The organism is Solwaraspora sp. WMMA2065 (assembly GCF_030345075.1).
Classification (GTDB): Bacteria; Actinomycetota; Actinomycetes; order Mycobacteriales; family Micromonosporaceae; genus Micromonospora_E.
This window is the reverse complement of sequence record NZ_CP128361.1, coordinates 3,284,218-3,296,481: the sequence shown is the minus strand read 5'-3', so window position 1 is coordinate 3,296,481 and position 12,264 is coordinate 3,284,218. Positions and strand designations below refer to the sequence as shown.

The window sequence follows — 12,264 nt, the reverse complement described above, 5'->3', positions numbered from 1 at the left end:
GGTCACCGGACCACCGCCGGTGACCAGGCATCGTGCACCAGTACCTGCGGTGCTCCCGAACCGTCCGCCGGGACCTGCCACACGTCGCTGGTCGCCGCACCGCCGTCCGCGTCGCGGGGCAGCCCGTAGACGACGTTTCCGTCGTCGAGCCACTCGACCTGGTCGTCGACGCTGCGGGTCTCGGCCAGCACGGTCTCGGTGCCGGTGGCCAGGTCGTAGACGGCCAGCCGCCACTGGCCGGGCGGCAGGTCGCCGCGCTTCTTGAACACCACCCGGGTCCGGTCCGGTGACAACGACGGGCACTCGGCGTCCTCCCGCAGCGCGTCGACCCGGCGCCCGCCGATGCTCCCCTCGACCAGCCAGGTCCGGCCACCCGAGGCGGCGGTGGCGTAGAACCGGTCGTCGTCGGCGAAGGTGACCCCCCACAGGTTCTTGTCGACCGCGGTGACCAGTTCACCGTCGACGTAGAGCGGGAACTGTTCGATGTCGCCGACCATCTCGCCGTCGGTGCGGGTGATCACCGTACGGGTGGAGAACTCGCCCGGGTTGGCGTAGGAGTCGCCGGCCACGAACGACGTCGTCGCGGCCAACGTACCGTCGCGCGACAGCCGGGCCCGCGACGGGATCCCGGTGAACGGCAGGTCCTGCTTCGGCTCGAACCCGGTGTCCAGCAGCTGCGCCCGGTACACGGTGAGCAGCCCACGCTCGGCGGACAGGCAGATGGTCTGCGAGTCGGTGGCGTACACCCGCTCGCAGCTCGCCCCGGTCAGCGCCCGCGGACCGTCCGGGTCACTCAGCGGCGTCATCGCGATCTCGCCGTAGCCGGTGCCCAGCGCGGTGGAGCGGAACACCAGGTGCGCCTCGGCGCGGACCGCAGCCACGTCGGCTCGCACCGGCACCGGGCTGGCGTCGGCCTGCACCCGGGCCTGCGACTGCCGGACCTGCCACACGTACCCGCCGGCGCCGAACGTCACCAGCAGCACGATCGCGGCGAGGACCGCCAGCCGGACCCGCAGCCCCATCAGGACCCCCCACCCGCCGGTACGGCGTCGCCGGCCGCCGGAGCCCGGTCCACGCCATGCAGCAGCCACCAGGCCGTCGGGATGCCGCCGGCCAGGACCGCCGAGAAGACCAGCACCGCACCGGCCGGACCGGTCACCGACCACAACAGACCGAAAGCGACCGACGAGACGAACCGGGTCAGCACCACCACCGTCTGCGCGGCGGCGATCCCGCTGCCCCGGGCCGGGGCCGGCACCAACCGGGCGACCAGCGCCGGCAGCACCCCGTCGGTGGCGGCGTAGAAGACGCCGAGCAGCAGCAGCACCGCGACGGTCAGTCCGACGCCGCCGGCCGGCACAGCGGCCAGCAGGTAGCAGGCGAGCAGCGCGCCGTGCCCGGCAACCATCACCTTCGCCCGGCCGACCCGGTCGGCCAGCCGGCCCATCGGCACCGCCAGCAGCAGGTACGCCACGTTGGTGCCGACGAACAACAGCGGGAAGTACAGCGCGGCGAAGTCGTCGCGGTCCTGCAACGTCAGGTAGAGGAAGCCGTCGCCGACGGTCGACAGGCCGAGCAGCCCGGCGGCGAGCAGCGGCCGGCGCAGCCGCGCACCGGTCACCTCGGCCACCATCCGCCGTACCCCGAACCGCACCGCGCCCACCGCGGTCGACAGGTTCGGCACGAACAGCACCAGCACCGCCACGCCGACCACCGCGAACGCGAACGACACCAGGAACACCGAGTCGTAGCTGCCCGGGACAGCGGCGAGCAGGGCGAACGCCACCAGCGGCCCGAGCGCGGCGCCGAGCGTGTCCAACGCCCGGTGCACGCCGAACGCCCGCCCCAGCATCGCCGGGTCCGACGAGGCCGCGATCAGCGCGTCCCGGGGCGCGGTGCGCAGCCCCTTGCCGAGCCGGTCCGTGGTGATCACCGCGGTGATCGCGGCGAACCCCTGGGCCGGCACCATGGCGATCCGGCTCAACGCCGACGCGCCGTAGCCGACCACCGCCACCCACTTCGGGTGCCCACCGCGGTCCCCGGCGTACCCGCCGGCGATCCGGACCAGCGCGCTGACCCCCTGGTAGACGCCGTCGAGAAAGCCGTACGCCACCGGGCTGAGCCCGACCACCACGGTCAGGTACAGCGGCAGTACCGAGGCGACCATCTCCGAGGAGACATCGGTCAGCAGGCTGACCGTGCCGAGTAGCAGCACGGTGCCGGACACCCGCCGGCCGACGGCCCGGCCCGGGGTGCCCGAGTCCGCGCCGGGCCGGTCGCGCAGGGTGACGTACACGGTGGACTGTCCGGTCAACCCGCCAGCGCGGCGGCCAGCACCTCGACGACCCGGTCCTGCTGCTCGGCGGTCAACTGCGGGTAGATCGGCAGCGACAGCAGCTCCGGCGCGGTCGACTCGGCGTGCGGGAACGACCCGGCCGGGTAGCCGAGATCGGCGAAGGCCGGGGTCAGGTGCACCGGTACCGGGTAGTGAATGCCGGCACCGATCCCTGCGGCGTTCAACACGGCCAGCACGGCGTCCCGCCGGGTAGCCCCGCCGGGCACCCGGACACAGTAGATGTGCCAGACGTGCACGTTGCCGTCCAGCGTCACCGGCCGGACCACGTCGAGGCCGGCCAGCAGCTCGTGGTAGCGGGCCGCGATGGCGCGCCGTCGGTCGTTCCAGTCGGCCAGCCGGGCCAGCTTGGCCCGCAGCACCACCGCCTGCAGCCCGTCGAGTCGGCTGTTGAAGCCGACCACCTCGTGCACGTACTTGCGGACGCTGCCGTGCGCCGACATCCGCCGGACGTCAGCGGCGAGCTGGGCGTCGGCGGTGACCACCGCGCCGGCGTCGCCGTACGCGCCGAGGTTCTTGCCCGGGTAGAAGCTGGTGGCGGCGATCCCGTCGGCACCGGCGCCCCGGCCGTGCCGGGTCGCCCCCTGGCACTGCGCGGCGTCCTCGACGATCGCGATCTCCTGCCCGGTGGCGGACAGGCTGGCGAGCCCGGCGCGCAGCCGGTCCACCTCGGCGAGCTGGCCGTACAGGTGCACCGGGGCGATCGCCCGGGTGGCCGGGGTGACCGCGGCCAGTGCCGCGTCCACGTCGATCAGGTACGTCGCCGGGTCGCAGTCGACCAGCACCACCCGGGCGCCGGCCCGGGCGACCGCCTCGGCGGTGGCGATGAACGTGTTCGCCGGCAGGATCACCTCGCTGCCCGGGCCGACCCCGACCGCCCGCAGGGCCAGCTCCAGCGCGTCGGTGCCGTTGGCCACCCCGACGCAGTGCGGCACGCCGCTGAACGTGGCGTACTCGGCCTCGAAGGCGGTCACCTCGGCGCCGCCGATGAACGCGGTGCCGGCGAGGACCCGCTTGAAACCGGCATCGACCTCCTCGGCCACCTCGGTGTGGGCGGCGGCCAGGTCGACGAGGGGGATGCTGCTCACGCGTGACTCCTCAACTGCGACTCGTTCGTTCGATCGGCGGGGTGGTCGGCCGGGGCGTCGGCCGGGCCGTCAACCGGGGTGTCGGCCGGGCCGTCAACCGGCGCGTTGGCGCGGCGCAGGAAGCGGGCCGGCGCGCCGACCCACACCTCGTCGGCGGGTACGTCGCGCAGCACCACCGAGCCCATGCCCAGCTGCGACCAGGCACCGACGGCGATCCCGTCGCGCAGCAGCGCGCCGGCACCGACGTAGACGCCGTCGCCGAGCCGTACTCCGCCGCCGAGGCGCGCCCCGGAGGCGATCGTGGCGTACGGCCCGATCACGTTGTCGTGGGTCAGCACCACCTGTGGCATCACCGCGACGTGTGCACCGACGGACACCTCGGCGGTCAGATCCACCCCGGCCAGCAGCACACTGCCCGGCCCGACGGTGCAGCCGGCACCGATCCGGGCCGCCGGGTGCACCACGGTGGCGTAGCGCTGCGCTGGCAGGCCGAACCGTTCGACCAGCCGCTGCCGGGACCGGTAGTTGCGGGGGTTGCCGACGCAGACCAGCACGGCCGCGTCGGCCAGTTCGGCGACCAGGTCGGTGCCACCGATCACCGGTACGTCAACCCGCCGGCTGCCGTGCAGCGCCGGGTCGTCGTCGAGGAAGCCGCGCAGCCGCCAGGTCGGCGACACCGCGTTGACCGCCGCGACGGCGGCGGCGGTCTCCCGGGCGAACCCGCCGGCGCCGACGATCAGCAGATCCCTCATCGGCCGGCCAGTTTGCGCAGCACCGCGACGATGTGGTCCTGGTCGGCCTCGGTGAGGGCGTGGTGCAGCGGCAGGATCAGCGAGTCGCGGGTCAGCCGCTCGGTCACCGGCAGCGGGGCCGGGGTGACGTCGGCGTACGCCGGCTCCAGATGAGCGGCCATGATGCCGCGCCGGGCCGACACCCCGGCGTCGGACAGCCCGGTGAGCACGTCGTCGCGGCTCACGCCGAACTCCGGGTCGACCCGTACCCAGAACGACTGGAAGTTGGTTTCGCCGTACGCCGGGTCGACCACCGCTACCAGGCCGTCGATGCCGGCGAGCAGTTGGTGGTAGCGGGCGGCGAGCGCCCGCCGGCCGGCGACCAGGCCGGCGAGCCGACCGACCTGGACCAGGCCGACCGCCGCCTGGATGTCGGTCATCCGGTAGTTGAAGGCCGGTTCCAGGTAGGCCTCCAGCACCGGCTGGGCGCTGGCATGCCGGTCGGCGGCGGAGACGTTCATGCCGTGCTCGCGCAGCCGGCGCAGCCGGGCCGCACCGTCGGCGTCGTCCAGGGTCAGCATGCCACCCTCACCCGTGGTGATCACCTTACGCGGGTGGAACGACCAGGCGGAGACCGTCGCCCCGGCACCCACCGGTCGGCCGTACGCGCGGGAACCAGCCGCGCAGGCGGCATCCTCGATCAGCGGTACGCCCCAGCCGGCGGCCGCCGTACGCAGCGTGGCCGTGTCGAACGGCATGCCGCCCTGGTGGACCGCGATCACCGCCCGGGTACGCGGGGTGCGTACCGCCTCGATCGTCTCGACGGTCAGGTTGCCGGTGACCAGGTCGACGTCGGCGAAGACCGGCTCGGCACCGGCGTGCCGGACCGCGTTCGCGGTGGCGATGAACGACAGCGACGGCACGACGACCTCATCGCCGGGGCCGACGCCGTGTAGCACCAGCGCCAGGTGCAGCGCGGTGGTGCAGGAGCTGACCGCCACCCCGTGGTCGGCGCCGACGACGGCGGCGAACTCGCGCTCGAACTGCGCCACCCGGGGGCCCTGGGCCACCCAGCCGGAGCGGATCGCCGCGGCGGCGGCCTGCTCCTCCTCCTCGCCGAGCATCGGCAGCATCACCTGGATGCGGCGCGGACTGGTCTCGCTCATGCCGGTTGGCTCCAGTTCCTGGTCTGCATCCGCTCCAGCGCACCGGGCTGCTCGCGCAGCAACCGCTGGAAGTACTCGAGGGTGTGGCCGATGCCTTCGGCCAACGACACGCGGGGGGCGAAGTCGACCGTCTTGCGCAGTCTGGAGGTGTCCACCCAGAGCCGGGGGACATCGGCCGGGCGCGGCGGCTCGTACACCGGTTGCAGGTCGGTGCGGCCGACCGCTTCCAGCACCGTGCGGGCCAGCAGCCCGATGGACAGCTCCTCGCCGTACCCGAGGTTGACCACCTCGCCGACCAGCTCGGTCGACTCGGCGACCCGGGCCAGCGTCTCGACGCAGTCCCGCACGTACAGGAAATCGCGGGTGACGCTGCCGTCGCCGAAGACCACCGGCGGCTGCCCGGCCAGCGCCCGCAGGATGAACCGGGGGATCACCTCGCCGGAGTCACCCTCGAAGTGCGACCGCGGCCCGTAGTTGTTGAACGGCCGGACGCAGACCACCGGCAGCCCCCAGCACTCCAGGTACGAGCGGGCGTAGTGCTCGCCGGCGAGTTTGCTGCTGCCGTAGACGGTCAGTGGCCAGGGGGTGGTCTGCTCGGTGATCGGGAACTCCAGCGCCCGACCGTAGATCTCCGAAGTCGACACGTACAGCAGCCGGGACACCTGCGCGGCCCGCGCCGCCTCCAGCACGTTGAGTGTGCCGAGCGCGTTGACCTGGTGGTTCTCCACCGGACTGTGCAGCGAGTGGCGTACCCCGAGGCAGGCCAGGTGGAACACCACGTCGACCCCGGCCATCGCGTCATGGCAGGTCTGCGGGTCGCAGATGTCGCCCTCGATCACCCGGACCGACTCGGCACCGGGGAACGTCAGATTCTCCCGGGTGCCGTTGCGGAAGTTGTCCAGCACCACGACCTGCGCGCCGAGCGAGACGAGATGCTCGGTCAGGTGTGAGCCGATGAAGCCGGCGCCGCCAGTGACCAGCACGGTCGAGTTGGCCAGGTCGACCGCGGGAGCGGCGCCGGGAGTGGCTGCGACGGTCATGCGGCGGGCTCCTCGTCCAGCGGGATCATCGTGCCGCCGGCGGCGAGGCTGCGGGTGGCGGCTTCCAGGATGGCCAGCACCCGCAGGCCGGAACGGCCGTCGGTCAACGCCGGGGTGCCGGTACGGATGGCGCGGGCGTATTCGTCGACCATGGTGCGCAGCGCCTCCCGCTCGGTCAGCGCCGGGGCGACCATGTCGCCGGAGCGATACGACACCAGCATGTCCCGACGGGCCTCGGTGCCGAGCTCGTCGGAGGTGGCGACGTCGACGCCCCGGTCGAACAGGGCGAGCCGCTGGCCCGGGTTGAGGTCGTCCCAGACCAGGGTCCGCTTCGACCCGCCGATGATCGTCGTACGGATCTTGACCGGGGACAGCCAGTTGACGTGCACGTGGGCGATCGCGCCGCTGCTCAGCCGCAGGGTGAGGTACGCCACGCAGGCCCGGCCGGCGCCGATGCCGTCGGCGCCGTGCGCCGCGACCGACACCGGCCGTACCCCTGGCGGCAGCACGAAGTCGAGAATGGACAGGTCGTGCGGGGCGAGGTCCCAGACGACGTCGATGTCGCGCTGCACCAGGCCCAGGTTGATCCGTACGGAGTCGAGGTAGTGCAGCTCACCCAGCTCGCCGGAGTGCAGCATCTCCCGGATACGCAGCACCGCCGGGGTGTAGCAATAGGTGTGGTCGCACATCAGGGTCAGTCCGCGCTGCTCGGCCTCGGCGACCAGCCGCGTTCCGTCGGCGTGGTTGGCGGCGAGCGGCTTCTCGACCAGCACGTGCTTGCCGGCGCGCAGCGCGGCGAGGGCGACCTCGAGGTGGGTGCCGGCCGGTGTGGCGATCGCCACGGCACGCACCGAGTCGTCGGCGAGTACCCGGGCCAGGTCGTCTGTCGCGCCGACCGTCGAGTAGTCGCCGAGCACCGCGCGGGCCCGACCGAGATCGAGGTCACAGAGCCAGTGCAGCCGGAACGCCGGGCTGGACATGAAGTTGCGGACCAGGTTGGGGCCCCAGTAGCCGGCGCCGATGACGGCTACGCCGATGGGCTCGTCCGGCATGGCAGGCGGATGAGTCACGGATGTCCATTTCGTCGGGGGGCATGCTGACCCGGGCGAGCCGGGCCGACCCGGGCCACCGCCGGATGGGCGCGGCCCATCGGTGGGCCCGGCGGAGAGGGTCCGTTCGGGAAGCTACCGAGCGCTGCCACGCCGACGCCAGCACTGTGACGTAAACCCGGCACAACCGCGAGGTCACGAGGTACCTTCGTCGGCCTGGGTCCACCTGTCGGCCAGTGCCGGCCCGGAGGGTCGGTCCCTTCCAGCCGGAGAGTCGGCCGCTTCGGGGCGCAGGGTCGGTTTCCCGACATCGGCGGCGCCGGTGACCCCCTACCGTGTGCGCCGCACCTCCGGCAGTTCTGGCACACTGCCGGTGACCAGGAAGGATCACGGCTCATGAGTGCAACCGCAGCGCGTCCGGACGCCACTGACGCCGACGCCACTGTCGCCGGCTCGGCCGACGTGGCCGACACGGCGAGTATCGGTGCCGGCACCCGCGTCTGGCACCTGGCCCAGGTCCGCGAGGACGCGTCGGTCGGCCGCAACTGCATCATCGGCCGCGGAGCGTACGTCGGTCCGGGGGTCCGGCTCGGCGACAACGTCAAACTGCAGAATCACGCCCTCGTCTACGAGCCGGCGCAGCTCGACGACGGAGTGTTCATCGGGCCGGCGGCGGTGCTGACCAACGACGAGTACCCCCGGGCGGTCACCCCGGACGGGCGGCTGAAGACCGGCGACGACTGGACTGCGGTCGGTGTCACCATCGGCACCGGCGCGGCGATCGGTGCCCGGGCGGTCTGTGTCGCCCCGGTGCGTATCGGCCGCTGGGCGACAGTCGCCGCCGGGGCCGTGGTCACCCGGGACGTCCCGGACTTCGCCCTGGTCGTCGGGGTGCCGGCGCGCCGGGTCGGCTGGGTCGGCCGGGCCGGCGTACCGCTGGTCGCGGACGGCGACGGCCGGTTCGTCTGCCCCCGCACCGGGCAGCGCCACGTCGAGTGCGATGGGCTGCTCACCGAGGAGTGAAGCCGGCCACCCCACATGTGCACGGCAGGATCATCGGCGGTCCGCGGGCCGGGGTCAGGCGTGGGTACGGCGCTTGCGCTCGGGCGCGCCCGCAACGACCTTCTCGGCGGTCTGATCGACCGACACCGCCTCGGTCGGGACCGCGTCCACCGGTAGGGTCTGCTCCGGCTCCGCCGCGGGAGCCTGCGTCGCCGGTGCCCGCTCAGGCTGTTGTGCGGTCGGCTCGGGCTGTTGTTCCGCCGGCTCTGGTTCCTGCGCCAGAGTTACCTGCTCGGCTTCCCGCATCCCGGCGAGGCGCTGCTGCTCGCCGGCAAGCTCGGCCTGGACCGCGCTGAGCGTACGCCGTGCCTCGTCGGACTCCTGCCGGGTGAGCACCATCTGGTGCCGCAGGTCGGCCAGTGCCTGCTGCGCCTCGGCGACCTCCTGCAGCACCTCGGTGAGTTGCTGACCGGCGGAGACCACCTCACGCTGGGCGGATGCCACCTGCTGCTGACTGCTGGCCAGCTGGCGCTGGGCGATCGCCGCGTGCTCCTCGGAGAGACGTCGGACACTCGCGGCGTGCTCGTCGGCGCTGCCCCGCGTGCTGAGCGCGTACTCCTCGGCCTGCTGGCGGATGGTCACCGCCTGCTCCTCGGCCCGGGAGCGGATGTGGGTTGCGTACTCCTCGGCCTCACCGCGCTGGTTGGTGATGATCTCCTGGGTGGTGCTGCGCCACTGCTCCACCTCCTGCTCGGCGGCGGTCCGCAACTCGCCGATCTCCTGCTCCATCGTCGCGCGGCGCCGGTCGACCTCCTGCTGTACGCCGTCGCGTAGCTCGGCGACCTCTGCTTCGGCGGTACTGCGCAGCGTGGTCAGCTCCTGCTCGACCTGGTCACGTCGGGCGGTGAGCTCCTGGTCCAGCTCGGCGCGGGTCTGCGCGACGAACGCGTCGGTCTCGGCGTGCGTCCGGGTGACGTACTCGGTGGCCTGCTCGACGGCCTGGGCGGCCTCCCGGTGGGCCGACTCGGCGGCGGCCTCGCCCTCGGTACGGATCCGTTCGGCGTCCTGCCGGGCGGCGGCGACCGCCGCTTCGGCGGCCTCGCGCAGGTTGGTTGCCTCTTCCTGGGCGGTGGTGACCATGCGGCTGGCGTCCATCCGGGCCTGGGTGACCAGCCGTTCGGCTTCGGCCTGAGCGTCGGCCAGGGTCCGGTCGGCGGTCTCCTGGGCGGTGCTGACCGCGTTGCTGGCCTGTTCCTGGGCGGTGGTGACGGTCTGCCGGGCTTCCCGCTGGGCGGCCTTGACGGTGTCGTCGGCTTCCCGTCGTGCCGCGTGCAGCGCGTCGTCGGCCTGCTGCTGGGCGGTGGCGATGAGCTGGTTGGCCTCCTCCCGGGCAGCGACGAGAGCGGCCTCGGCCGCAGCCCGCAGGTTGTCCGACTCCTCACGGGCGCTGGTCACGGTCGCCTCGGCCTCGGCGCGGCGGGCGGCGTTGGCGCGGTCCTCCTCCGCGCGGCGAGCGGCGAGCGCCAGCTCGAAGTCGCGCATCGCGGTGTCGGCCTGCTGCCGGGCGTCGGCGAGCACCTGCTCGGCCTCGGCGCGGCGGGAGTCGATCTCCTCGGCCGCGTTGAACCGGATCTCCTCAGCCTGGTCCTCGGCGAGCCCGAGGATCTGCTCGACCCGCGGGCCGAGGTGCCGGAACGACACCTGGTCCAGAAAGCTGGTCTCCCTCCGAGCCTCGGTCAGATCGGCCTGGAGCTGCTCGATCTGCGCAGCCAGGGTGTGCATCTGCACGTAAATCTGTTCCCGTTCCGCGCCGAGCGTGGCCAGCTCGTTCTCGGTACGGGCGATGTAGCGGTCGACCTGACGTTTGTCGTACCCCCGGATCGCCAGCTCGAAGTTGGGCCCCGATCCGGAGTCCCCGTCAAGGTTGAAGAGTTCTTCGCCTTGCGCCATGGCTCCATCCTCACACGCAACGCCCTGTTGCGGGGCGATACCCATGCTCCTGACAGGACGCGCGTCACTTCGGATGATTTGCCAGGTGTGAACCATTCGCCCAGCGGGTATGCCGCATCACCGGCGGTGATCGTGCGCGTCGCCGCCGGGCGGCAGGGCTGGCCGGGACACGCACAGCAGGGGACCGGGCACCGAACGCGAAGGGCCGCGCCGGAGCACCGGCGCGGCCCTTCGGCGGTTCGGTTCAGCTGGTCAGCTCGCTGAACGGTGTCCAATCAGTGGTCAGCTCGCCGACTTGGCGTTGACCGGCTCGGCGTTCTCGTCGGCCTTGCCGCTGTCCGCGCCGCCCGCCGGCACGCCGGGAACGATGCCGGCCAGGCCGGAGAGCATCTGGCCCAGCTGCGAGGTGACCGCGTCCTTCTGCCGGTTGAGGTCCTCGACCTCGCGGCGGGCGGCCTGGGTGGTCAGCTCGGCCTCGGTCCGGGCCTCGGTGAGCAGTCGGTTGGCTTCGCTGCGCGCCTCGTTGAGAGTCTTGTCCGCCAGCGACTTCGCCTTGTCCACGGTCTCCTGGGCGGACCGCTCGGACTCGATCCGGCGTGCCTCGGCGCGCTGCTCGATCTCCTTGGACCGGTCCTCGGCGGCCCGGGCACGCCCCTCGGCCTCGGCGACCATCCGCTGGGTCTGTGCGACCTGGGCGGCGTGCCGCTCGGACTCTTCCCGCTCGGCCTTCTCCCGGCGTTCAGCCAGCTGCAGCTCCAGTGCCTGCAGATCCTTGTCCCGCTTGTCGCGGGCGTCGGTGAGCAGCTTGGTCGCCTCGGCCCGCTTCTCCTCAGCCTCCCGGGCCGCCTTGGCCCGCAGTTGGGTGATCTCCCGCTCCGCGGTGGCCCGCAGGGTGGCGACCTCGCGCTCCACGGTCGACTTCAGCTCGGCGACCTCGTGGGCGGTGACCGCCCGCAGCTGCTTGGTCTCCCGTTCCGCGTCGGCCCGCAGCGTGTCCGCCTCGCGGCGGGCCTGCACCCGGACCTCGGCCGCCTCCCGCTCAGCCGCGGTCCGGACGCTGCCCGCCTCCCGCTCGGCCCCGGCCTTCATCGCGGCGGCCTCGGCCCGCGCCTTGTCGGTGATCTCCCGGGCCTCCAGCCGGGCCGCGGAGAGGATGCCCTCGGACTCCCGCTTGGCCTCACCGCGGTGGTCGTTGGCCTGCTCCTCGGCCAGCCGGAGAATCTGCTCCACCCGGGTTCCCAGGCCGGAGAGGGTGGGCCGGTTGTTCTCCTCGAGCTGCTTGTTGGTGTCGGTGAGCTTCTGTTCGACCGCGTTGAGCCGCTGCTCGGCCTGGCGGAGCCGGCGCTGCGCGTCGTTCATCCGCTGCTCGGCCTCAGCTCGAGCCTGCTCCGACTGGGTGAGGGCGGCTACCAGGCGCTGCAGGTGGTCATCCACCTGGTTGCGGTCGTAGCCACGAAGCACGACGGTGAAGTCGTGCGGAGCGCTGGCGTTATCGAAGAACGCAAGGGAGGACTGCTGCTGGGGCATTGAGACATAGTGGCAGATGTACCAGGGTGTTTCGCAAGAGCGAACTGCCCGTCACCACGATAGCCGACATGGTCATCTTTCCTTGGCCGACCGGCGCTCGGTATACGAATTGTAGGCGTATGCGTACGCAACGAAGTCTTTCGGGTGGTCGGGTCATCGCCGTGCACTCCGTCCAGAGCCCGGTCATGGCGATGTATGAGCAGCTCAGAGCGGTTCCTCTGGGTGCTTTCCGGGCGACGCCGGGTGGGGCCGTGGCTCAGCCTGCGGGCCAGCCGACGACGAACCGTTACGCCGCCAGTGCCACGCCGGGTGGCCCGCCGTCGGACGCCGTACCTGAAAACCGGTGAAGTTGTCCGGC

At 72.5% G+C, this 12,264-nt stretch carries 10 protein-coding genes; 1 reads left to right on the top strand and 9 read right to left on the bottom strand.

From position 1 onward, the window contains the following. Positions 1 to 2: 2 nt before the first annotated feature. The 7 genes from O7610_RS14805 to O7610_RS14775 are packed head-to-tail and all read right to left on the bottom strand — an operon-like array spanning position 3 to position 7,430. Entirely contained in the window at positions 3 to 1,022 is a 1,020-nt protein-coding gene (locus tag O7610_RS14805) for a TolB-like translocation protein (protein ID WP_281551327.1), read from the bottom strand. Beyond that, positions 1,022 to 2,314, bottom strand: a complete 1,293-nt coding sequence (locus O7610_RS14800; protein WP_281551326.1) for an MFS transporter — start codon at positions 2,312 to 2,314, stop codon at positions 1,022 to 1,024. Before O7610_RS14800 ends, O7610_RS14805 begins: the two co-directional genes overlap by 1 nt. Beyond that, positions 2,311 to 3,441: a DegT/DnrJ/EryC1/StrS family aminotransferase gene (locus O7610_RS14795; protein WP_281551325.1), complete on the bottom strand. Its 1,131-nt coding sequence runs from the start codon at positions 3,439 to 3,441 to the stop codon at positions 2,311 to 2,313. Before O7610_RS14795 ends, O7610_RS14800 begins: the two co-directional genes overlap by 4 nt. Further along, positions 3,438 to 4,193 (bottom strand): acetyltransferase, encoded by a 756-nt coding sequence (locus O7610_RS14790; protein ID WP_289213513.1) that lies wholly within the window; start codon positions 4,191 to 4,193, stop codon positions 3,438 to 3,440. The genes O7610_RS14795 and O7610_RS14790 overlap by 4 nt, the downstream gene beginning before the upstream one ends. Continuing rightward, a complete protein-coding gene (locus tag O7610_RS14785; RefSeq protein ID WP_281551323.1) occupies positions 4,190 to 5,338 on the bottom strand; it encodes a DegT/DnrJ/EryC1/StrS family aminotransferase in 1,149 nt (382 codons plus the stop codon). The genes O7610_RS14790 and O7610_RS14785 overlap by 4 nt, the downstream gene beginning before the upstream one ends. Beyond that, positions 5,335 to 6,378, bottom strand: a complete 1,044-nt coding sequence (locus O7610_RS14780) for an NAD-dependent epimerase/dehydratase family protein (RefSeq protein ID WP_281551322.1) — start codon at positions 6,376 to 6,378, stop codon at positions 5,335 to 5,337. The genes O7610_RS14785 and O7610_RS14780 overlap by 4 nt, the downstream gene beginning before the upstream one ends. Further along, positions 6,375 to 7,430: a Gfo/Idh/MocA family protein gene (locus tag O7610_RS14775; RefSeq protein ID WP_281551321.1), complete on the bottom strand. Its 1,056-nt coding sequence runs from the start codon at positions 7,428 to 7,430 to the stop codon at positions 6,375 to 6,377. The genes O7610_RS14780 and O7610_RS14775 overlap by 4 nt, the downstream gene beginning before the upstream one ends. 393 nt (positions 7,431 to 7,823) lie before the next feature. On the opposite strand from O7610_RS14775, the gene O7610_RS14770 reads away from it, so the two are divergent. After that, complete coding sequence (locus O7610_RS14770; protein WP_281551320.1) at positions 7,824 to 8,450, top strand: acyltransferase; 627 nt, start codon at positions 7,824 to 7,826, stop codon at positions 8,448 to 8,450. A 54-nt stretch (positions 8,451 to 8,504) separates the two neighbouring features. Here O7610_RS14770 and O7610_RS14765 read toward each other — a convergent pair whose 3' ends face one another. Next, positions 8,505 to 10,379, bottom strand: coding sequence for a coiled-coil domain-containing protein (locus O7610_RS14765; protein ID WP_281551319.1), 1,875 nt, complete (start codon positions 10,377 to 10,379; stop codon positions 8,505 to 8,507). A 282-nt stretch (positions 10,380 to 10,661) separates the two neighbouring features. After that, on the bottom strand, positions 10,662 to 11,906 hold the full coding sequence (locus O7610_RS14760; RefSeq protein ID WP_281551318.1) for a DivIVA domain-containing protein: 1,245 nt from the start codon (positions 11,904 to 11,906) through the stop codon (positions 10,662 to 10,664). Positions 11,907 to 12,264: the final 358 nt, after the last annotated feature.